At 68.0% G+C, this 21,252-nt stretch carries 23 protein-coding genes, 1 tRNA gene and 1 other RNA gene; 20 read left to right on the top strand and 5 right to left on the bottom strand.

Annotation, left to right across the window (positions count from 1 at the left end):
• Positions 1-351: hypothetical protein (locus AC5P6X_RS05660; RefSeq protein WP_495215345.1), on the bottom strand; the 351-nt coding region annotated here is incomplete at its 3' end.
• On the opposite strand from AC5P6X_RS05660, the gene fdhE reads away from it, so the two are divergent.
• The 5 genes from fdhE (at position 350) to selD (ending at position 5,916) form a co-directional block, all read left to right on the top strand.
• Positions 350-1,333 carry a formate dehydrogenase accessory protein FdhE gene (fdhE, locus tag AC5P6X_RS05655; RefSeq protein ID WP_049450492.1) on the top strand — a complete coding sequence of 328 codons (984 nt, stop codon included), beginning with the start codon at positions 350-352 and terminating at the stop codon, positions 1,331-1,333. The two genes, AC5P6X_RS05660 and fdhE, sit on opposite strands and share 2 nt — an antisense overlap.
• A 4-nt stretch (positions 1,334-1,337) precedes the next feature.
• Positions 1,338-2,762 carry an L-seryl-tRNA(Sec) selenium transferase gene (selA, locus tag AC5P6X_RS05650; protein WP_099605233.1) on the top strand — a complete coding sequence of 475 codons (1,425 nt, stop codon included), beginning with the start codon at positions 1,338-1,340 and terminating at the stop codon, positions 2,760-2,762.
• Positions 2,759-4,690 (top strand): selenocysteine-specific translation elongation factor, encoded by a 1,932-nt coding sequence (gene selB / locus AC5P6X_RS05645; RefSeq protein ID WP_108270754.1) that lies wholly within the window; start codon positions 2,759-2,761, stop codon positions 4,688-4,690. Before selA ends, selB begins: the two co-directional genes overlap by 4 nt.
• A gap of 24 nt (positions 4,691-4,714) precedes the next feature.
• A tRNA-Sec gene (locus AC5P6X_RS05640) sits at positions 4,715-4,810 on the top strand.
• A gap of 26 nt (positions 4,811-4,836) precedes the next feature.
• A complete protein-coding gene (gene selD / locus AC5P6X_RS05635) occupies positions 4,837-5,916 on the top strand; it encodes a selenide, water dikinase SelD (RefSeq protein ID WP_088435708.1) in 1,080 nt (359 codons plus the stop codon).
• Positions 5,917-5,973: 57 nt separating this feature from the next.
• Here selD and AC5P6X_RS05630 read toward each other — a convergent pair whose 3' ends face one another.
• Complete coding sequence (locus AC5P6X_RS05630; RefSeq protein WP_088435709.1) at positions 5,974-6,834, bottom strand: YicC/YloC family endoribonuclease; 861 nt, start codon at positions 6,832-6,834, stop codon at positions 5,974-5,976.
• 124 nt (positions 6,835-6,958) lie between these two features.
• Between AC5P6X_RS05630 and rph the strand changes: the two genes are divergently transcribed.
• From rph to pepQ, 7 genes are all read left to right on the top strand, one after another.
• Positions 6,959-7,684 carry a ribonuclease PH gene (rph, locus tag AC5P6X_RS05625; RefSeq protein WP_005410889.1) on the top strand — a complete coding sequence of 242 codons (726 nt, stop codon included), beginning with the start codon at positions 6,959-6,961 and terminating at the stop codon, positions 7,682-7,684.
• Complete coding sequence (locus AC5P6X_RS05620; protein ID WP_005414366.1) at positions 7,681-8,070, top strand: VOC family protein; 390 nt, start codon at positions 7,681-7,683, stop codon at positions 8,068-8,070. Before rph ends, AC5P6X_RS05620 begins: the two co-directional genes overlap by 4 nt.
• Complete coding sequence (rdgB, locus tag AC5P6X_RS05615; protein WP_005410891.1) at positions 8,067-8,663, top strand: RdgB/HAM1 family non-canonical purine NTP pyrophosphatase; 597 nt, start codon at positions 8,067-8,069, stop codon at positions 8,661-8,663. The genes AC5P6X_RS05620 and rdgB overlap by 4 nt, the downstream gene beginning before the upstream one ends.
• Before the next feature lie 56 nt (positions 8,664-8,719).
• Complete coding sequence (gene hemW, locus AC5P6X_RS05610; protein ID WP_049450496.1) at positions 8,720-9,946, top strand: radical SAM family heme chaperone HemW; 1,227 nt, start codon at positions 8,720-8,722, stop codon at positions 9,944-9,946.
• A 202-nt stretch (positions 9,947-10,148) separates the two neighbouring features.
• The gene (locus tag AC5P6X_RS05605) at positions 10,149-12,428 is read left to right on the top strand and encodes a DUF1631 family protein (RefSeq protein ID WP_108270753.1); all 2,280 of its coding nucleotides are present in this window, start codon (positions 10,149-10,151) and stop codon (positions 12,426-12,428) included.
• Positions 12,425-12,799: a PilZ domain-containing protein gene (locus tag AC5P6X_RS05600; RefSeq protein WP_005410894.1), complete on the top strand. Its 375-nt coding sequence runs from the start codon at positions 12,425-12,427 to the stop codon at positions 12,797-12,799. The genes AC5P6X_RS05605 and AC5P6X_RS05600 overlap by 4 nt, the downstream gene beginning before the upstream one ends.
• A 75-nt stretch (positions 12,800-12,874) precedes the next feature.
• Positions 12,875-14,206 (top strand): Xaa-Pro dipeptidase, encoded by a 1,332-nt coding sequence (gene pepQ, locus AC5P6X_RS05595; RefSeq protein ID WP_108270752.1) that lies wholly within the window; start codon positions 12,875-12,877, stop codon positions 14,204-14,206.
• Positions 14,207-14,781: 575 nt separating this feature from the next.
• Here the strand turns inward: pepQ and AC5P6X_RS05590 are convergent.
• Together AC5P6X_RS05590 and AC5P6X_RS05585 are read right to left on the bottom strand one after the other, a co-directional pair.
• The gene (locus AC5P6X_RS05590; protein ID WP_495215346.1) at positions 14,782-16,104 is read right to left on the bottom strand and encodes an aminopeptidase P N-terminal domain-containing protein; all 1,323 of its coding nucleotides are present in this window, start codon (positions 16,102-16,104) and stop codon (positions 14,782-14,784) included.
• Between the two features lie 5 nt (positions 16,105-16,109).
• Positions 16,110-16,658 (bottom strand): YecA/YgfB family protein, encoded by a 549-nt coding sequence (locus AC5P6X_RS05585; RefSeq protein WP_005410897.1) that lies wholly within the window; start codon positions 16,656-16,658, stop codon positions 16,110-16,112.
• A gap of 153 nt (positions 16,659-16,811) precedes the next feature.
• On the opposite strand from AC5P6X_RS05585, the gene AC5P6X_RS05580 reads away from it, so the two are divergent.
• The 8 genes from AC5P6X_RS05580 to AC5P6X_RS05545 all read left to right on the top strand — a co-directional run bounded on the left by AC5P6X_RS05580 (position 16,812) and on the right by AC5P6X_RS05545 (position 20,944).
• Positions 16,812-17,033: a TIGR02449 family protein gene (locus tag AC5P6X_RS05580; protein ID WP_005410898.1), complete on the top strand. Its 222-nt coding sequence runs from the start codon at positions 16,812-16,814 to the stop codon at positions 17,031-17,033.
• Positions 17,030-17,326 (top strand): cell division protein ZapA, encoded by a 297-nt coding sequence (locus AC5P6X_RS05575; RefSeq protein ID WP_088436995.1) that lies wholly within the window; start codon positions 17,030-17,032, stop codon positions 17,324-17,326. The genes AC5P6X_RS05580 and AC5P6X_RS05575 overlap by 4 nt, the downstream gene beginning before the upstream one ends.
• Before the next feature lie 154 nt (positions 17,327-17,480).
• Positions 17,481-17,666: non-coding RNA, 6S RNA (gene ssrS, locus AC5P6X_RS05570), on the top strand.
• 83 nt (positions 17,667-17,749) lie between these two features.
• On the top strand, positions 17,750-18,343 hold the full coding sequence (locus AC5P6X_RS05565) for a 5-formyltetrahydrofolate cyclo-ligase (RefSeq protein WP_005410900.1): 594 nt from the start codon (positions 17,750-17,752) through the stop codon (positions 18,341-18,343).
• Positions 18,340-18,819, top strand: a complete 480-nt coding sequence (locus AC5P6X_RS05560; protein WP_005410901.1) for an EVE domain-containing protein — start codon at positions 18,340-18,342, stop codon at positions 18,817-18,819. The genes AC5P6X_RS05565 and AC5P6X_RS05560 overlap by 4 nt, the downstream gene beginning before the upstream one ends.
• A 22-nt stretch (positions 18,820-18,841) precedes the next feature.
• Positions 18,842-19,489, top strand: a complete 648-nt coding sequence (gene rpiA / locus AC5P6X_RS05555; RefSeq protein WP_005410902.1) for a ribose-5-phosphate isomerase RpiA — start codon at positions 18,842-18,844, stop codon at positions 19,487-19,489.
• A 21-nt stretch (positions 19,490-19,510) separates the two neighbouring features.
• Complete coding sequence (locus tag AC5P6X_RS05550) at positions 19,511-19,954, top strand: DUF192 domain-containing protein (protein ID WP_005410903.1); 444 nt, start codon at positions 19,511-19,513, stop codon at positions 19,952-19,954.
• A 144-nt stretch (positions 19,955-20,098) separates the two neighbouring features.
• Positions 20,099-20,944 carry a SirB1 family protein gene (locus AC5P6X_RS05545; protein WP_024957828.1) on the top strand — a complete coding sequence of 282 codons (846 nt, stop codon included), beginning with the start codon at positions 20,099-20,101 and terminating at the stop codon, positions 20,942-20,944.
• Between the two features lie 78 nt (positions 20,945-21,022).
• On the opposite strand, the gene AC5P6X_RS05540 is transcribed toward AC5P6X_RS05545, so the two are convergent.
• Positions 21,023-21,247, bottom strand: a complete 225-nt coding sequence (locus AC5P6X_RS05540) for a rubredoxin (RefSeq protein ID WP_005410905.1) — start codon at positions 21,245-21,247, stop codon at positions 21,023-21,025.
• Positions 21,248-21,252 lie beyond the last annotated feature (5 nt).

The raw sequence follows: 21,252 nt of genomic DNA, 5'->3' as shown, positions 1-21,252 counted from the left end.
GCAGGCCTCTTTGGCGACCTGCAGTTTGAAACGTGCGTCATATCTGTTCATGTATCCCTCGGGGGTTGGATCTGACGTCCAACTCCCGGGGGTCACTTCACCCTGGGGGCTTGGCCGCGGCATCCATGCCGCGGACACCCCGCAAACCCACAGTGCCCCGCCTTCGACAGTTTCCCGTTGCTGGTGGGTGTCGACCTTGGTCGACACGATGAACATGGCAACGACCGAAACCGGTTTTTGTAGAGTCGAGCCGTGCTCGACTGCTTTGCTCGACTGCGTTGTTTGAACCCGCTGGACGCGAGCGCCGACAACGGCGAGGATGGAGGCCGGTTCTTCTGGCTGGCCCTGCATGGCGCAACGCATCCTTGAACCCGGTGAGATCGAGACGCTCGCCTCGCGCGATGTGCCGCGCATCATCCTGCCCGATATCGAGTCACTGTTCGCTGAGCGCGCGACGCGCCTGCGCAGCCTGGCCGCGCACAGTGCCATCGGCGGTTACCTGCAGCTGCTGGCGGCGTTGGCCGATGCACAGCAGGCGCTGCTGGATGAACTGACACCGCAGCAGCGCGAGGCACTGCAGTCGCAGGCGCGCGCGCAGCAGTCGAGTGCGGCGGCCGGTGCCGGCATGCCGTTGCGGCCGGCCAACACGCTTCAGCTGGATGGATGCTGGCGCGACTGGCTACGCACGCTGTGCCAGCACTGTGCCGACGAAGCCGGGCTGCCGGTGGAAACCCGGCAGGAGCTGCAACGCGTCGCCGCGGCCGACGACGCCTGGCTGGATGCGCAGGCGCACGCGGTGCTGGAGCGCGATGACGCGCCGTCGGTGGATGCGGTCGCTGCGCTGCTGGTGATGAACGCACTGCAGGTTTACTGGGCGGTGCTCGCAGCCAGCTTCCGCCCTACCGACCTGAAGCCGCTGGCTGATGCGCCAGGGCTGTGCCCGCTGTGCGGCACGTTGCCGGTGACCAGCGTGGTGCAGGCACGCGCACCCTATGCGTCCTACCGTTACCTGTCGTGCTCGCTGTGCGCCTGCCAGTGGCACTACGTGCGCGTGCAGTGCAGCCAGTGTGGTGCCGCCGGCAAGGACATCGCCTATCGCGCCCTGGCCGATGTGGACGGCGACAGCGGCGAGGCGGTGCGCGAGAGCGCGGTGCGTGCCGAGACCTGCGACCACTGTCACAGCTACCGCAAGATCCTGTATCTGGAAAAGGACCCGTCACTGGAGCCGGTGGCCGATGACCTCGGCACGCTGGCGCTGGATCTGCTGCTGGCCGAGGAAGGCTATGCGCGTGCCAGCCAGAATCCTCTGCTGTGGCAATCCGACGGCGATTGAGGCGATGACAGCCATGCCCCCCGCCCCGGCATCGGCCGCCGCCCTGCCCTCGCTGGACCGGGTGCTGCGCCTGCCTGCACTGGCGCCACTGATCGAAGGCCACGGTCGAAGCCGCATCACCCAGCTGCTGCGTTCGCACCTGCAGGTGCTGCGTGAGCGTGTCAGCGCCGGCCAGTTGTCGCCCGCGCAGCTGCAGGAAGCGGTCGACGGCCCGGCGCTGGTGGCAGCGGTCGAGGCCGCACTGGCAGCCGATGCACGGCTGGACCTGCAAGCGATGTTCAACCTGACCGGCACCGTACTGCATACCAACCTGGGTCGCGCATTGCTGCCCGAGGCCGCGGCGCAGGCAGTCACCCGCGCGATGACCGCGCCGGTCGATCTGGAGTTCGACGTCATCCGTGGCCGTCGCGGCGACCGCGATGCGCGGGTACAGGCACTGATCTGCGAGCTGACCGGTGCCGAAGCCGCCACCGTGGTCAACAACAATGCGGCAGCGGTCCTGCTGCTGCTCAACAGCCTGGCCAACCGCCGTGAGGTGTTGGTGTCGCGCGGCGAGCTGGTGGAGATCGGTGGTGCCTTCCGCATTCCCGACGTGATGCGCAGCGCCGGTGCGCGACTGCTGGAAGTGGGCACCACCAACCGCACCCATCCGGCTGACTTCGCCAACGCCATCGGCACCCGCACCGCACTGCTGATGGAGGTGCACGCCAGCAACTACGCGATCACCGGCTTCACCGCCAAGGTCGACACCGCGGCGATGGCGGCAATCGCGCACGAACACGGTCTGCCGCTGGTGGTGGACCTGGGCAGTGGCAGCCTGTGCGATGTGGCCACGTTCGGCCTGCCGCACGAGCCCACCGTGCAGGAAACACTGGCGGACGGCGCCGATCTGGTTTCGTTCAGCGGCGACAAGCTGCTGGGTGGCCCGCAGGCCGGCATCATCGCCGGTCGCGCGGACCTGATCGCGCGGATCAACCGCAACCCGCTGAAGCGGGCACTGCGCATGGACAAGATGGGCCTGGCCGCACTGGAGGCGGTGCTGGCCCTGTACCGCGAACCCGAGCTGCTGGCACAGCGGCTGCCGACACTGCGCACGCTCTCGCGCACGCAGGATGACATTGATGCGCAGGCCCAGCGCCTGCTGCAGCCGATGCGTGCCTCGCTGGCGGCGGACTACAGCCTCGAGCCTGCTTCGATGCACAGCCAGATCGGCAGCGGCGCCCAGCCACAGGCGCAGCTGGCCAGCGCCGGACTGCGCATTACCAGCGCGCGCCGTGGCGGACTGGATCGCCTGGCCAAGCGCCTGCGTCAGCTGCCGCGACCCGTGCTGGGCCGCATTGCCGATGACGCGCTGTGGCTGGACCTGCGCTGCCTGGAACCGGCCGACGAAGCCGACTTCCTCGCCCAGTGGAGCACGCTGCAGGCATGATCGTCGGCACCGCCGGGCATATCGACCATGGCAAGACCAGCCTGGTACGGGCACTGACCGGCATCGAAACCGATCGCCTGCAGGAAGAGCGTACGCGTGGTATTTCCATCGAGCTGGGCTATGCCTATGTTCCTGTGGAACGCAGGGACGGCACAGGTCCTGTCGCGACGCTGGGTTTCGTCGACGTGCCAGGCCACGAGCGCTTCGTGCACACGATGGTGGCCGGCGCCACGGGTATCGACGTCGCCCTGCTGGTCATCGCTGCCGACGACGGCGTGATGCCACAGACCCGCGAGCATCTGGCCATCTTGCAGCTGCTGGGCGTGAACCGGGGTGCGGTGGCGCTGACCAAGATCGACCGTGTGGATGCGGCGCGCCTGGCCCGGGTCGAGATCGAGGTCGCTGCCCTGCTGGCCGGCACGCCACTGCAGGATTCCCCTGTGTTCACCTGCAACAGCACCGCACCCGACGATGCTGGCATCAACGCGCTGCGTACCCAGCTGCACGCGTGGGCGGCGGACGATGCCAGCACGCGCCAGGTCGAACTGCGCAGCGAGCTGTTCCGCATGCCGGTGGACCGCGTGTTCTCGCTGGCCGGTCATGGCACGCTGGTGACCGGTGCAGTGCACGGCGGCATCGCCTCGGTGGGTGAGCATCTGCAGCTGATGCCGGCCGCCACTGAAGTGCGCATACGCAGCATCCACGCGCAGAACCAGGCCAGTGACCACGCGATGGCCGGGCAGCGCTGCGCGCTGAACCTGGCGGCCATCGCCCGTGATGACATCCGCCGCGGTGACTGGATCGCCGACGCACGCGCACTGCTGGCCACCACCCGCGTTGATGTGCGGTTGCGGCTGTCCGCGTTGGCCGCACCGTTGCGCGACTGGGCACCGCTGCATATCCACTGGGGCACGATGCACCGGCAGGCCCATGTGGTGCTGCTGGAGGACCATGACCACGGTGATGGGCAGTTGGTGCAGCTGGTGTTCGATGCTCCGGTCTGTGCGATGTGTGGCGATCGCTTCATTGCCCGCGATTCAGCGGCCACCCACACGCTGGGCGGCGGCCTCGTGCTCGATCCGGACCCGCCACAGCGGCGCCGGCGCAGTCCTGCACGGCTCGCATGGCTGGGAGCACTGGAGCAACTGGCCGCGGGTGCGGGAATCGGCCCACTGTTGCAGCAGGCGCCCTTCGGCGTTGCCATGGCCGCGCTGCAGCGCTACTGCCGGCGCGCCGCCGACCGGATCGAACTTCCTGCAGACACGCGACGCATCGTCACCCGCGAAGACACGGTAGTCATCCTTGTGTCGCACTGGCAGGCATTGCGCGAGCAGGTGATCGCCTCACTGCGTGGATGGCATGAGCGACGCCCGGACGAACCCGGTGTCGACAGCGGCCGCCTGCAGCGCAGCACCCTGCCCGCGCTTGCAGCGAGCCTCTGGAATGCGCTGCTGCAGGACCTGCTGGACGACGGCAGCGTGCAACGCGTGGGTGCCTGGTGGCGCCTGCCCGGGCATGACCATGCGCCACCGGAACGCGAGCGTCTGCTGCTGGAACGCGTGCTGCCGCAACTGCACGCCGGTGGCTTCGATCCGCCGTGGGTGCGCACCCTTGCTGCCGAGATCGGCCTGGCCGAAGACGAAGTCCGCGCCGTCCTGCGCCGCGCCACCGCACGTGGCGAGCTGTTCCAGGTGGTGCCGGACCTGTTCTATGCACCCGCGTGCATTGCGGAACTCGCCGCGATCGTCGCGCAGCTGTCACAGGCCAGCGGCACGGTGGATGCGGCCACGTTCCGCGATGCCATCGGCCTGGGCCGCAAACGCAGCATCCAGATCTTGGAGTTCTTCAATCGCGTTGGCTACACTCGACGCGTCGGTGACCAGCATCGGCCGCGCGGCGACCTGCAGTGGAACGCAGCCCGCGACTGAGCCCACCGGTACCGCCGTACTTTCGGAAGGCATGCGCATCCGGGCATGCGGCTGGGCTTCAAACCCAGTAGGGGGCGTCGATCGTTCCCTGGTAGGTTCGACTCCTGCTGCCTTCCGCCATTCGCGTTCCCGCAGGAGATGTCGGCATGGCCACGCACGCGCAGTCCCCCGCCCCTTCAACGGCCGATGCCCCGCAACGACTGACCTCTCTCGCGCATGGCGGCGGCTGCGGCTGCAAGATCGCGCCGGGCGTGCTGAGCGAACTGCTGCGTTGCGTTCCAGCGCTTCCCGCTCCGGCTGAGCTTCTCGTCGGGCGCGAGACCAGCGACGACGCCGCGGTGTACCGCCTCGATGATCGCCAGGCAATCGTCGCCACCACCGATTTCTTCATGCCCATCGTCGACGATCCGTTCGACTTCGGCCGCATCGCCGCCACCAACGCGCTGTCGGACCTGTACGCGATGGGCGCCCGGCCGTTGTTCGCACTGGCCATCGTCGGCATGCCGATCAACACGCTGCCGCAGGACACGATCCGCGGCATCCTGCAGGGTGGCGAACGCGCCTGCGCCGATGCTGGCATCGTGGTGGCTGGTGGCCACAGCATCGATTCGGTGGAACCCATCTACGGCCTGGCCGCGATCGGCGTGCTCGACCCGCAACGACTCAAGCGCAATGCCGATGCCCGCGCCGGCGATGTGCTGGTGCTGGGCAAGCCGTTGGGCGTGGGCGTGTATTCGTCGGCGCTGAAGAAGGAAGTGCTGGAGGCCGACGGCTACCAGCAGATGATCGCGTCGACCACCCGCCTGAACACCGTGGGCGTGCCGCTGGCTGCGCTGGACGGCGTGCATGCCATGACCGACGTCACCGGCTTCGGCCTGCTCGGCCACCTGCTGGAAGTGTGCCGCGCCAGTGGTGTCGCTGCCGAGGTGGACAGTGCACAGGTGCCGCTGCTGCCGCAGGCGCTGGAGCTGCTGCAGCGTGGCTGCGTGACCGGCGCATCCAACCGCAACTGGGCCTCCTATGGCACCGAGGTGCGCTTCGCCGATGGGTTGCCGGCACACTGGCAGCCACTGCTGACCGACCCTCAGACCAGCGGCGGCCTGCTGGTGTCGTGCGCCCCGGAAGCGGCGGATGCGGTGCTGGCCTGCTTCCACGACGCGGGGTTCGGCCAGGCAGCCGTGGTCGGGCGTTTGAGCGAAGGAGCGCCGGGCGTCAGCGTGCGCTGATGCGCTGGAACGACAAGGGCGCCCGAAGGCGCCCTTGTCATTTTGCGGGGTGCAACATCACTCGATGTTCTGCACCTGTTCGCGGATCTGGTCGATCAGCACCTTCAGCTCCACCGCGGCATTGGACGTGCGGCTGTCCACCGACTTCGAGCCCAGCGTATTGGCTTCGCGGTTGAACTCCTGCAGCAGGAAGTCCAGGCGGCGACCGACCGGCTCGCGCTGCTTGAGCACGCGGCGGATCTCGACGATGTGGCTGCCGAGGCGGTCCAGCTCTTCATCCACGTCCAGCTTCTGCAGCCACAGGACCAGTTCCTGCTCGGCGCGGCCGGGGTCGACCGGGTGCGGCAGGTCGGCCAGGCGTGCGGCCAGCTTGGCGCGCTGGCCGTCGCGAATGGCCGGAATCAGCGTGCGGACTTCGGTGGCGATGCGTTCGATGCCGTCCACACGCTCGCTGATGGCCTCAGCCAACTTGCCGCCTTCGCGCTCACGGGCCTCGACGAAGCCATCCAGCACCTGGTCCAGCAGCGCCAGCGCCTCGACCTGCAGGGCGGCGGCGTCGGTGGCCTCGCCACGGGTCACGCCCGGCAGCTGCAGCAGGTCGGTGAAGCTGACCTGCAGGTTGGGGAAATCGGAGGTCAGGCGGTGCGCTAGGCGGCCCAGCTGGCCCAGCAGGGCCTCGTCCACCTGCAGGTTGGCCGCCGCTTCCGGCGCGCGCAGGCGCATCACCAGATCCAGCTTGCCACGGCTCAGGCGCGCGGCGATGCGCTCGCGCAGCTGCGGTTCCAGCGCCCGCAGCTCCTCGGGCAGGCGGGTGCCGACCTCCAGGAAGCGGTGGTTGACCGAGCGCAGCTCGCAGCCCAGCGTGCCCCACGGGGTGACCCGCTCGCCGCCGGCATAGGCGGTCATGCTTCGAATCATGGATTGTGTCCGGTGCGTGCAAAGGGGGAATGGTACCCTAGCGCCCTCACCAGAGCCCCCTTGCCCGCCCCGTGAAGGCCGCGGGCGTGGCGGCGTACTCCCTCGCCATTACGGAACCCGCACCATGTCCGATTCCCGCCCCAGCGGCCGCCAGCCCGACCAGCTCCGCCCGGTCGTCATCCAACGCGGCTTCACCCGCCACGCCGAAGGTTCGGTGCTGGTGTGCTTCGGTGAAACCCGTGTGCTGTGCACCGCCAGCGTCGAGAACCGCGTGCCGGGCTTCCTGCGCGGCAAGGGCGAAGGCTGGGTCACCGCCGAATACGGCATGCTGCCGCGCGCCACCCACACCCGCAGCGACCGTGAAGCGGCCCGTGGCAAGCAGGGTGGCCGCACCCTGGAGATCCAGCGACTGATCGGCCGCAGCCTGCGCGCCTGCGTGGATCGCAACGCGCTGGGCGAGCGCACCATCACCCTCGACTGCGACGTGCTGCAGGCCGACGGTGGCACCCGCACGGCCGCCATCACCGGCGCCTACGTGGCGCTGGTCGATGCGGTGAACGTGCTGATGAAGCGTGGCGACATCAAGCGCAACCCGATCCTGGGCGCAGTGGCCGCCGTATCGGTAGGCGTGTACCGCGGCACCCCGGTGCTGGACCTGGACTACGCCGAAGACAGCGACTGCGACACCGACATGAACGTGGTGATGAACGACGGTGGCGGCTTCATCGAGCTGCAGGGCACCGCCGAAGGCCACGCCTTCCGTCGCGATGAACTGGATGCGCTGCTGGGCCTGGCCGAAAAGGGCGTGGGCGAACTGCTGGCCGCTCAGCAGGCGGCGCTGTCGGCATGAACCGCCGCATCGCCCTGACCACCCTGGTGGTGGCCGACTATGACGAAGCCATTGCCTGGTACACCGGCAAGCTCGGCTTCGCACTGTTGGAGGACATCGACCAGGGCCACAAGCGCTGGGTGGTGGTCGGCCCGACCGACGGCAGCGCCGCCGCCCTGCTGCTGGCCCGCGCCAGCGACGAGGAACAGCGCAGCCGCATCGGCAACCAGACCGGCGGCCGCGTCGGCTTCTTCCTCAACACCGACGACTTCCGCCGCGACCACGCGGCGATGGTCGCCGCCGGCGTCGAGTTCCTGGAAGCGCCGCGCGAAGAACCCTATGCAACGGTTGCGGTGTTCCGCGATCTGTATGGCAACACCTGGGACCTGCTGGAGCCCCGTCAATGAAGAAACTGGTACTGGCCAGCCACAACGCCGGCAAGCTGGTGGAGATGCAGGAGATCCTTGCCGATCTGCCGCTGCAGATCACCTCGGCCGCCGAACTGGGCCTGGGCGATGTGGAAGAGACCGGCCTGACCTTCGTCGAGAACGCGCTGCTGAAGGCACGCGCAGCCTGCGAAGCGACCGGCCTGCCGGCGCTGGCCGATGATTCGGGCCTGATCGTCGATGCCCTCGGCGGTGCGCCGGGCCTGTACAGCGCACGCTATGCCGGCCACCCGACCAATGCCGCAGCCAACAATGCCAAGCTGCTGGACGCGATGGCCGACATTCCCGATGGCCAGCGCAGCGCCCGCTTCTATGCGGTGATCGTGCTGCTGCGCCACGCCACCGACCCGCAGCCGTTGATCTGTGAAGGCCGCTGGGAAGGCCAGATCATCCGCGAACTGCGCGGCACCAATGGTTTCGGCTACAACCCGGTATTCCTGGACACCACCCACGGCCTGACCGCCGCGGAAATGGAGCCGGCACTGAAGAACGCCATCAGCCACCGCGCCATTGCCCTGCAGCAGCTCAAGCAGCAGCTGGCGACGCTGTACTGACGCTACCCGATCGACCCAGGGAAGCCGGCCAGCGGCCGGCACTACCGAAGAAGCCCATGCCGCACGCCCACGACCACTGCAACCACCTGCCCGGCGAAGCCTGCTCCGCCGACCACGACAACCCGCCGCGGCTGGTGCCGCCACCGCTGTCGTTGTACGTGCACCTGCCGTGGTGCGTGCGCAAATGCCCGTACTGCGATTTCAATTCGCACCAGGCCAAGGGCGAGCTGCCGTTCGACGCTTATATCGATGCGCTGCTGCGCGACCTCGACCAGGACCTGCCGCTGGTCTGGGGCCGGGTGGTGCACAGCGTGTTCTTCGGTGGCGGCACGCCCAGCCTGTTCCCGCCGGAGGCGATCGACCGCTTCCTGCAACAGGCCAGCGCACGCCTGCGTTTCGCGCCCAATGCCGAAATCACCCTGGAAACCAACCCGGGCACCGCCGAACATGGCCGCTTCGACCGCTATCGCGCGGCCGGCGTGAACCGCCTCAGCTTCGGCATCCAGAGTTTCGACGATGCGATGCTCAAGCGCCTGGGCCGCATCCACGACAGTGGCGAAGCCGAGCGCGCGGTAAAGATGGCGCAGGACGCGGGCTACGACAACTTCAACATCGACCTGATGTACGCGCTGCCGGAACAGACCCTGGCCGGTGCCGAGGCCGACCTGGAACGCGCGTTCGCGCTGCAGCCGGCACACATCTCCCACTACCAGCTGACCCTGGAACCGAATACGGTGTTCTTCGCGCGGCCGCCGCAGGGCATTCCCGATGAAGACAACGCCTGGGACATGCAGGAACACTGCCAGGCATTGCTGGCACAGGCCGGTTTCGGCCAGTACGAGGTCAGCGCCTATGCGCGCCCCGGTCGGCAGAGCGCGCACAATCTGAACTACTGGCGCTTCGGCGACTACCTGGGCATCGGTGCCGGCGCGCACGGCAAGATCAGTTCCGGCGCCGAGGAGCATGTGCTGCGACGTTGGAAGCTGAAGCACCCGCAGGCCTACCTGGACAGCGCCGGCACGCCCGCCTCGTTCGGCGGCGACGATGTGATCGCGCCGGAGCGCCTGCCGTTCGAATACATGCTCAACCTGCTGCGCCTGCACGAAGGTTTCGGCCTGCGCGATTTCGAGTCGCGCACGGGGCTGCCGCGCAGCGTGCTGGACGCTCCCCTGGCCGAGGCCGTGCAGCGCGGCTGGCTGGAAGTCACGGATGGGCATGTGCAGCCGACCGAGCTGGGCCGCCGCTTCACCAACGACGTGGTAAGCCTGTTCCTGGAAGATTGATCCTCGCGTGACAGAGGGTTGTGCCGGCCGCTGGCCGGCAATCCGGTGGAGACATATCTGCCGGCCAGCGGCCGGCACTACCGTTCATCGGTTGGGCCAGGCCCGGCGGATGCGATTCACGTTCAGCCTAAAGTAGCGCCGACATCGGCCGACACGGTAGATTCACCAGATCGATCCGCGGGAATCCGGGTACCGCCTGCCGATGTCAGCTGTCTTTTCCATCACTCCTGCCGACAAGAACCGCCTGGCCGCCAGCGATCTGCCACCGCGGGTACGTGAGCTGCTGGGCGCGCTGATCGGCCTGTGCCGGCAGACGCTGGCCGCGCCCCTGATCCTGACCGTCGAGGCGCTGGAGCAGACCCTGCTGCACGACGCCGACCGCGCACGCAATCCGCAGCAGCAGGCCGAGCTGATGGCCCAGCGTGGACAGCTGCACGCCTTCGCCGGCCATTTCGCCGATCGCATGCTCGATGCCGTGGCCGACGCCCTCGCGCGGTTGCGCGAACCGGTCAGCGGTGTCAGTACCAGTGCTGGGCCGCCAGCGCTGCCGGGCATGCTCGGGCTGTCGCTGGTTGATGAGCACGAAGTGGATCGCGACCTGCTGCTGACCGAGATGGTGCGGCGCGAAACCCTGCGTTCAACCAACACACTGAACCTGCTGGGCCAACGCCTGGGCGTACTGGCGGCGGCGCCGGCCTTCGAGGCCGACACCCTGCCGCTGGCACCGCAGGCACTGTGCGCGATGGTGCGCCGGATTGCCGAACAGGACGCGCTGAGCGTCGAGGTACAGCTGGCGCTGTATCGCAGTTTCGAACGGCAGGTGCTGGAACGGCTGGGCGATATCCTTGACCGTGCCAATGCCCTGCTGGCCCAGTCCGGTGTACTGCCGGGGCTGGTCTACACCCCCTACCTGGCACGCTCGTCGAGCACGCGGCGGATCATCACCCAGTCGGTGGGGGGCGGCCGCACCACGCAGCCGGCCAAGCGCACCGCAGCCCCCCTGACCGGCTGGAACGGTTCGGCGCCGGCCGGCTCCTGGTCCAGCCTGGTACAGGACGCCTTCCACGAGGGCGGCGCAGCCGGCCCCGCCACGCCGGGCGTGACCACCTCCACCGGCAGTGCACTGCATGAGCTGCTGCAGCAGGCGCGGCACGGCAGCCCTTCCCCGGCGGACAGCGGCGCGGTGCCCAGCGCGGCAGTCGACGCGGTACTCGCGCGCCTGCAGGCCCAGTCCAGTGCGGCAACCGGTGTGGCCGACCTGCAGGCTGCCGTGGTCGCGCAGCTGCGCAGCGAGCATGGTGCGCAGGCACAGCTGGGCAGTCACGACCGGGACAACCTCGACCTGCTGCGCATGCTGATGCAGCAGGTGCAACAGCAGCAGCGCCCCGATCCAGTGCCGGCCGCGCTGCTGGCCCGCCTGCAGGTACCCCTGGCACGCGCCGCCATGGCCGATCCGGGCTTCTTCGTGCGCGACGAACACCCCGCGCGTGAGCTGCTCAATCAGATCGCCGAAGTCGGCGCCAACTGGCTGGGCGATGAGGATGTCGACCCGCAGCTGCTGCAGCGCATGGCGCAGAGCGTGCAGGGCCTGCTGGGGCAGGATGCGCGTGCGCCGGAAGTCTTTGCCGCCGCCAGTGAAGACGTGCAGCAGCACCAGCGCGCGGCGGCCCATCGTGCCGAACTGGCCGAGCGCCGCCATGTGGAAGCCGCGCGCGGCAAGGAACGATTGGAACTGGCCCGTCGCCAGGCCACCGCACAGATCGACCAGTGCTGCGACACCCGGTCGCCACCGCGCTTCGTGCAGACCTTGCTGCGCCAGGCCTGGGCCGATGCGCTGACCCTCACCCGCCTGCGCCATGGCGACGATTCACCGCAATGGCAGGAGCGCCTGCAACAGACCGAGCGCATCGCTGCCATCACCGCGCAGGCCATCGACGCTCCCGGCGGCACCGATACCGCACTGGCAGCGGACGTGGAGGCCGCATTGCTGCAGGTCGGCTACCACGCCGAGGAAGCCGCCGCTGTCGCGCGCAGGCTGGCCACGCCCGGCGGCGAGGATGAAAGCACCTCGCGTACCGAGCTCAGCGCACGCCTCAAGGCACGTGCGCGCCTGGGCGAGCACGCCGGCACGAACAGTGGCGCCGCACCTGCCACGCCGCGCAGCAGCGCCGAAGAAGCGGCCTACCAACAGCTGTCCAGCCTGCCGTTCGGCAGTTGGTTCGACATCGACACGGGCGATGGCACGATGCGCCGCCAGCGCCTGTCCTGGTACAGCCTGCTGACCGGCCACGCGTTGTTCGTCAATGCGCGCGGGCAGAAGATCACCGATACCGACCTGGATGCGCTGGCACGGCAGATCAGTGCCGGGCGCGCGCAGCTGGTCACCGAAGACAAGGGCCGGCTGGTCGACCGTGCCTGGGAAGCCAGCCTCGGTGCGCTGCGCGCACTGGCCACGGCTCGCGCACAGGAGACCCCCGCATGAAAGCCGTACCGCCGCAGGACACCCGCCGCGCGCCGCGCCGCCAGGTCTCGGACCTGGTGCCGGTTACCGACCAGATGCGCGAGTGCGTGGTCGGGCGCCTCGGCAATGTCTCCGAAACTGGCATGCTGATGCTGGCCAGCATGCCGCTGCGCGAGGATGCGCTGTACCAGCTGCGCTTTCCCTTGCCATTGGGTGATGGCCGCCAGCAGGCCATCGACGTAGGCGTGCATCTGCTGTGGAGCGAGCCCGCACACGTTCCCGGGCAGAGCTGGACCGGCTTCCGCTTCCTGACCCTGTCGCGCGAACATCGGCAGCTGCTGCGGCAGTGGGTGGGCGAAGACAGCGACGAGGGACCGGTTTCGACGGCCTGAGTGCCGGTTCCGGCACAGCGGTTTTTCGCGGTATGCGGCAGAATCTAGGGCCGTTTTCCGTGTCGAGCCACCGCAATGATCCAGCAAGACCCCGGCGCCCTGTATTCCGACCACCTGGCCGTGCTGTGCCGACGCGCCGAACAGGCGCTGGCCCGCGGCGGCTTCGACCATCTGGTGGTGCCCAGCGGCACCCTGCACTACCAGGTGTTCGACGACCGCGACTACCCGTATGCGGTCAACCCGCAGTTCAAGGCCTGGCTGCCGCTGACCCGCGTGCCCAACAGCTGGATCGTGTTCACCCCGGGCAAGCGCCCGGCAGTGATCTTCCACCAGCCCTTCGACTACTGGCACGTGGTACCGGACGCCCCCAGTGGCTGGTGGGTGGAGCACTTCGACATCCACATCATCCGCAAGCCCGAAGAGGCGCTGGCCCTGCTGCCGGCCGACCCGTCGCGCTGCGCGATCCTGGGCGAGCCGCAGAGCGCGCTGGGCAACTACGTGCCGAACAACCCGGCGCCGGTGGTGAACTACCTGGAATGGCACCGAGGCAGCAAGACGCCGTATGAAATCGCACTGATGCGCCAGGCCCAGGTGCTGGGCGTGCGCGGCCACCGCGCCGCCGAGGCCGCGTTCCGCAACGGTGCCGACGAATTCAGCATCCACATGGCGTACTGCCAGGCCGTCGGCCAGGATGCCAACGAGCTGCCCTACGGCAACATCGTGGCGTTGAACGAACACGCCGCCGTGCTGCATTACACCGAGCTGGGCCGCAAGGCACCGCAGCCGCTGCGCAGCTTCCTGATCGACGCCGGCGCCAGTGCGCACGGCTACGCCAGCGACATCACCCGCACCTACGCCGCGCAGGGCCACGACGAATTCGCCGCGATGATTGCGGCCGTCGACGCCGCCCAGCAGCAGATGTGTGCAGCGGTGCGCCCGGGCTTCGACTACAAGCAGCTGCACGTGGACGCACATCTTTCGCTGATGAGCGTGCTGAAGGACTTCGGCGTGATCAAGGTGTCGCCGCAGACCGCGCTGGAGACCGGCGTCAGCGCCGCATTCTTCCCGCACGGCATCGGCCACCTGATCGGCCTGCAGGTGCACGACGTGGCCGGCTTCGCGGCCAGCGACGAGGGCGGCCGCATCGAGCGCCCGGCCGGCCATCCCTACCTGCGCCTGACCCGCGTGCTGGAACCGGGCATGGTGGTGACCATCGAGCCAGGCCTGTACTTCATCGACATGCTGTTGAACGAAGTGAAGGACGCCGGCCATGGTGATGCGATCAACTGGGAGCGCGTGGACTTCTTCCGTCCGTATGGTGGCATCCGCATTGAAGACGAAGTGCTGTGCACTGATGGCGAGGCGGACAACCTGACGCGGCCGGCGTTTGCTGCGGCGAACGGCTGAGCCCCTCGTGGTTGGGCGCTGAATTCAAAAGCCGCGCTTGGTGGGGCGGGGTGGGTTCGCGGGGGACGCCGTGAACCCGTCCCTGGGGGCTTGGCCGCGGCATCCATGCCGCGGACACCCCCGCGAACCCACCCCGCCCCACCTCTGACAGTTTCCTGGGCGCGTCCAACCACGGAAAAGAAAAAAGAAAAGCAGAAGCGGGTCGCTCGCTGCGCTCGCTCTGTGTCGACCACGGTCGACACCTACCCAACAGCCGCAATTGCCCGTAGATCCACGCCATGCGTGGATGATTCATTCGATATCTGACAGATGTGCCGACCAACGGTCGGCACGGTCGGCACCCACCAACAGCCGCGTGAACCTGTCGAAGGCGGGGTACTGTGGGTTTGCGGGGTGTGAGCGGCATGGATGCCGCGACCAAGCCCCCATGGACGGGTTCACGGCGTCCCCGCAAACCCACAGTGCCCCGCCATCCCACGGAATGCCCGCTGTTGCTGTTGCTGTTGCTGTTGAGGTTGCCGGCCAGCGGCCGGCACTACCGCAGGTGCAGGGCTGCAAGCCCTGCAGAACACCCCTTACCCCGCCATCACCGCTTCAATCTCGTCGGCGCTGCGCGCCAGGCCTTCGGTCAGCACGCGATGGCCGTCATCGGTGATCAGCACGTCATCCTCCGTGCGGATGCCGATACCGCGCCAGCGCGGTTCCACCGTCGTGTCATCCACGCCGATGTACAACCCCGGCTCGATGGTGAACGCCATGCCCGGCTCCAGCAGACGCGAGTCACCCGCCAGGCGGTAGTCGCCCACGTCGTGCACGTCCATGCCGATCCAGTGCCCGGTCTTGTGCCGGTAGAAGCGCTGGTACAGGCCTTCGGCCAGGTTCTTTTCCAGCGTACCCTTCAGCAGGCCCAACCGCAGCAGGCCCTCGGTCAGGGTCTGCACTGCGGCGAGGTGACCGGCCTCGTACGGCACGCCCGGCCTGGCCTGGGCCAACGCAGCCGCCTGCGCATCGCCGACCAGGTCGTGCAGTGCACGCTGCTCGGCGCTGAAGCGGCCATTCACCGGGAACGTGCGGGTGATGTCGCTGGCGTAGCCACGGTACTCGGCACCGGCGTCGATCAGCACCAGCTCGCCGTCGCGCGAACGCGCGTTGTTGTCGCGGTAATGCAGGATGCAGCCGTTGCGGCCGGCGCCGACGATGCTGCAGTACGCGGGCACCGCATCATTGGCGCGGAACACGCGTTCCAGCTCCGCCTGCAGTTCGTACTCGTGGATGCCGGCCCTGGCGGACTTCATCGCGGCCAGATGCGCACGCACGCTGATCTGCGCGGCGTGGTGCATCAACGCCACTTCGGCACCGGACTTGAACAGGCGCTGCTCGTGCAGCAGGTGGCCCAGTTCGAGGAACTCGTGCGGCGGCTGCGCACCGTGGCGCACCTGCGAACGCACGCGGTTGACCCAGCCGATCAGCTTCAGGTCGAAGTCGGCATCCCGGCCGAAGTGGTAGTAGACGCGCGAACGGCCTTCAAGCAGGCCCGGCAGGATGTCGTCCAGATCATCGATCGGGTAGGCATCGTCCATGCCGTACTGCGCCACCGCGCCTTCCTGGCCGGCGCGGCTGCCGTCCCAGGCTTCGCGTTCGGCATCGCGCTCGCGGCAGAACAGGATGGCCTCGCCGTGGCGTCGGCCCGGGATCAGTACCAGCACTGCTTCCGGCTCCGGGAAGCCGCTCAGGTACTGGAAATCCGAATCCTGCCGGAACGGATAATGGGTATCGAGGCTGCGCACCTTCTCGGCCGCCGCCGGCAGCACCAGGATCGCGTCCTCGCCGGCCATGTCCATCAGCTGGCGACGGCGACGCTTGTACTCGCCGGCCGCAATGCCGGTGCGCTGCTTGATGTCCATCAGTTCAGGCGCTGACGATGGCGCGAGGCCAGCACCACGTCGCCGTGCAGCAGGAGCACCGCCACGCGGATGAATTCCTCGATCTCCGACAGGGCTTCGTCGTCATCATCGCCACCGGCCTCGAAATCCTCGCTGGAGGCACGCGCCAGGCTGGCCATGTCGGTCAGCGCTTCCTCGCCCTCTTCGGACAGGGTCGGGCGGCGGCCGCCACTGCCCAGGCCGAAGCCGCCCAGGAAGGAACGGGTCCAGCTGAACATGGCATCGGCCTGCGCGGATACGTCGTCGCCGTCGGTCAGCAGCAGCTCGAAGGCGAAGTCGCGGTCTTCCAGCTGCTTGATGGTGGCCTGCAGCAGCTGCCCCAGCACGCTGTCGGCGGCCACCGGCGGCAGGTTGTCGTCGGCCAGCACGCGCGCCGGCCAGTCGTTGCCGGGGGCACCGCCGGCAGCCAGCCAGCCGCACAGCGCGCCGTGCAGCTCGGCAGCGGTGGCGCCCAGGCCCAACGCCTGGCTGGCGCGGGTAACGTCGTCGACGGAGGGAAGTTCGGTCATCGTGCGGCTCGTTCGGAAAGGAAACCCGGGGCGCGCACGCGCGCGCCCGTGAGACCCCGTAGTGTAGCAACCCGACGGCATCCTCTCCGCAGCCGTCCAGCCTTGCTGCGACAACGCTTGACCGCCCTTGCCCGGCTTGCCTATCGTGCCCGCATGGAACCCGCCGATCCCCTTGCCCAGCTGCAGGACTTCGCCGCCCGCGTGGAAGCGTTGCTTGAACGCAACCAGCGCCTGGCCGAGGAGAACCGCAGCCTGCGCCACCAGCAGGAGCAGCTGGTGGCCGAGCGCTCGACGCTGCTGGCCAAGAATGAGCAGGCACGTTCGCGGGTGGAAGCAATGATCAGCCGGCTCAAATCCCTGGAGCAGCACACATGAGCGCCGAACCGGTCAGTGTCCGCATCCTCGATCGTGAATACACCGTGGGCGTCGGCGGCGATGAACGTGACAGCCTGATGGCCGCCGCGCGCCTGCTGGATGCGCGCATGCGCGAGATCCGCGGCAGCAACCGCATGGCCGCGGTTGATCGCGTTGCCGTACTGGCCGCGCTGAACCTGGCCCACGAACTGCAGCTGCTGCGCGACGAAAACGTCCGCCAGGCCGTGGCCCTGCAGCAGACCCTGGCCGACCTGAACCGGCGCCTGGACCGCGCCATCGACGGCACCCCCTAGAAAAAGGGGACGGAGGGGATTAAGGCGCATTCGCCCCCATCCGTGCCGGAAACGTCTTAATCCCCTCCGTCCCCTTTTCGCATATCTGAATTGGCACGGACTGTTGCCGACGAACGGCCTATCCAGATCCTGCGTGCTGGCTATAATGGCCACGCGTTCTCTGCGGTACTCGACGGCATGTGCAAACATTCGCCTTGTCCCTTAAGAACGACACCGGGAGCGCGACAGCGCCGGGAGTGCAGGTCCGCCTTGCAGCGGGAAGCCCGATGGTTCTCCAGCGTTCCCACTTGAGCCCCCGGGTTCAAGGTCGTTTCGCATGCATCGACATTGCGGAGAATGCAATATTCCAGCAAGGGCGGCGTCTTCGGGCGTCGCCCTTGTTCTTTCCGGCACAATGACGGCTGATCCTTGCCGCACGCTGCCATGACCGACCCGCGCCAGGCCCTGCGCCACGACCTGCGGCAACGCCGCCGCGACCTTTCCGCCGCTGAGCGCATCGCCGCCGCCGAATTGCTTGCCGATGCCCTGCTCGCCCTGCCGTTCGCCCCGCGCGAAGGCGCCGTGGCCGGCTACTGGGCGCTGGATGGCGAGATCGCCCTGCACCGCTGGCAGTTGCAGTTGCCCGAAGGCCTCACCTACTGCCTGCCGGTGCTGGCCGGCGACGTGCTGCGCTTCGCGCCGTGGCGGCCGGGGCAGCCGCTGACCAGCAACCGCTACGGCATTCCCGAGCCGGACGTGGCGCTGGAAGACACCCTGGAACCAGCACAGATGGCGCTGGTGGTGGCCCCGCTGGTGGGTTTCGACACGCAGTGCCGGCGGCTGGGCATGGGGGGCGGCTGGTATGATCGCAGCTTCGCCTTCCGCCACGACCGGCCGGCGCCGCCCTGGCTGGTCGGTGCTGCGTTCGCGGTGCAGCAGGTCGAGTCCTTGCCGGTGGCGTCGTGGGACGTGCCGGTGGATGCGATCTGCACCGAAGACGGCACCCTGTTCCCCTCCGCTGCCCCCGTGAACGCATGACCGCCCGCAAGCGCTACTGGCTGATGAAGTCCGAACCGGACGCCTTCTCCATCGATGACCTGGCCAAGGTCAAGGTCGAACCCTGGAACGGGGTGCGCAACTATCAGGCGCGCAACTTCATGCGCGATGGCATGCAGGTGGGCGACGGCATCCTGTTCTACCACTCCAATACCAAGGTGCCCGGCATCGTCGGCCTGGCCACCGTGGCCAGTACGGCCTACCCGGACGACACCCAGTTCGATCCGAAATCCGACTACCACGACCCCAAGAGCACGCGCGAAAACCCGCGCTGGATGCTGGTGGACGTGGCCTTCGACCGCAAGCTCAAGCAGGTGATCGCGCTGGACGAGATCAAGCTGCACGCCGAAGAACTCGGCGAGGGCTTCCCGCTGGTTGCCAAGGGCAACCGCCTGTCGGTGTTCCCGGTGACCGCCGCGCAGTGGAAGCTGCTGCTGTCGCTGGAAAAGAAATCCTGATTCCCTGCCTGAGAGTTCTCCCATGTCCGAAGCCAAGCGCCTGGCCGCCGAGAAAGCCATCGAGTACGTTGAAGACGGCATGATCGTCGGTGTCGGCACCGGTTCCACCGTGGCCTATTTCATCGATGCCCTGGCCCGCATCCAGCACCGCATCAAGGGCGCTGTGTCCAGCTCCGAGCAGAGCACCGCGCGCCTGAAGCAGCACGGCATCGAGGTGATCGAGCTGAACCACAGCGGCAACCTGTCGCTGTACGTGGACGGCGCCGATGAGTGCGACGCCAACAAGTGCCTGATCAAGGGCGGCGGCGCCGCGCTGACCCGCGAGAAGATCATCGCCGAGGCCAGCGAGCGCTTCATCTGCATCATCGACCCGAGCAAGCAGGTGCCGGTGCTGGGCAGGTTCCCGCTGCCGGTGGAAGTGATCCCGATGGCGCGCAGCCTGGTCGCCCGCCAGATCCGCGACATGACCGGCGGCCAGCCGACCTGGCGCGAAGGCGTGGTCACCGACAACGGCAACCAGATCCTGGACATCCACAACCTGCAGATCACCGATCCGGAAAAGCTGGAGCGCGAGCTCAACCAGCTGCCGGGCGTGGTCTGCGTCGGCCTGTTCGCACGCCGCCGCGCCGATGTGGTGATCGTCGGCGGCGAGCCGCCGGTCGTGCTCTGACCCTTTCGAAGGATCCTGACGATGTCGCTGTTGCGTTCGCTGCTGATGCTCCCGCTGCTGGCCCTGGCTGGCTGCGCCACCGACGCGGCCCGCCATTGGGTCGAACTGGATGGCGCCCGCTACCAGGTCGAGCTGGCCACCAACGATGAAACCCGCGCACGCGGTCTGATGTTCCGCGACCAGATGGCGGCCGACCACGGCATGCTGTTCATCCACGACCGCGAGGAAATGCAGGCGTACTGGATGAAGAACACCAGGATCGCGCTGGACATCCTGTACTTCGACAGCCAGCGCAAGCTGGTCAGCCAGCAGCGTGATGTGCCACCGTGCTCGGCCGGCGACATGTGCCCGCCCTACCCCAGCGGTGGCCCGGCACGTTACGTGCTGGAGCTCAACGCCGGCCAGGCCGAGAAGCTCAAGCTGAAGGACGGCACGGAGCTGAAGTTCGGCCCAGGCATCGAGTAACAGGGTTCTGCCCGCGGTAGTGCCGGCCGCTGGCCGGCAACCCCGCAGGGGTCAGATCCCTTTCGCACGCGAAAGGGATCTGACCCCCGGATTTTTCACGCGGCACCGCTTGAAACCGCCTGCGAATGACGCCAGTCTGTGGTCATGCAGGACCGGATCACACTCCCCGACTGGGATGCACTGGCCGACCTCGAAGACGAGGCGCTGCCCTTGTTGCCGACCGCGCTGCTGATCGCGCGCGATGAATACCCCGATCTGCAGCCGTCCACCTACGACGCGCTGATCCAGAGCCATGTCGACCACCTCCGTTCGGAAGTGGAGAGCATCGACAACAGCCCACTGAAAATGGCGGCGATCAACCGCCACCTGTTCGACGAGCTGGGCTACAGCGGCGACCACGACGAGTATTACGACCCGCGCAACAGCTACCTCAACCAGGTGTTCGAGCGGCGCCTGGGCAATCCGATCTCGTTGGCGCTGGTGCAGATGGAAGTCGCGCGCCGGCTCGGCATACCGTTGGATGGCGTGTCCTTCCCCGGCCACTTCCTGGTGCGCTTGCCGGTGGACGACGGCGTGCTGGTGATGGACCCGTTCAACGGTGGCCGGCCACTGGACGTGGACGAACTGCGCGAACGCGCCAAGTCACACCTGGGCGGGCAGATGCCCGATGACCAGGTGCTGGCGCAGATCCTCGACCCGGCGCCGGCGCGCGCGATCCTGATGCGCATGCTGCGCAACCTGCATGGCGTCTACGCCGAAGCCGGTGAATGGGATCGTGCCGCACGCAGTGCCGACCGCCTGCTGAAACTGGCGCCCGAGCAGGACGACGCGCTGCGCGACCGCGGCCTGGCGTACCTGCAACTGGAGTATCTGGCCGGTGCCCGCCATGACCTGGGGCAGTACCTGAAGCGCAATCCCGAGGCCAGCGATGCGCAGTGGCTGCGCGAGAAGCTGATCGACCTCGGCGGGCCGATGCCGCGGCTGCATTGAGGGTGTCGGTGTGTGGACCAACGGTCCACACCCACCCCAACGGTCAGCACCCACAGGATGGGCCGGGTGGCCCGCCGGTCAATCGACCTCGACCATCTCGAAATCGGCCTTGGTCACCCCGCAGTCCGGGCAGGTCCAGGTCTCGGGAATGTCCTCCCAACGCGTCCCGGGCTCAATACCCTCCTCCGGCAAGCCTTCCGCTTCGCTGTACAGGAAGCCGCAGACCACGCACATCCAGGTTCGCAGGGTGGTGGGGCTGGCGTCGCTCATCGGATAATCGGGGCTGGATTCACGGGCGGCCATTGTCC

The sequence above is a fragment of the Stenotrophomonas sp. YJH_SMC_40 genome, assembly GCF_059368615.1.
This window is presented reverse-complemented; position numbering and strand designations above follow the sequence as displayed.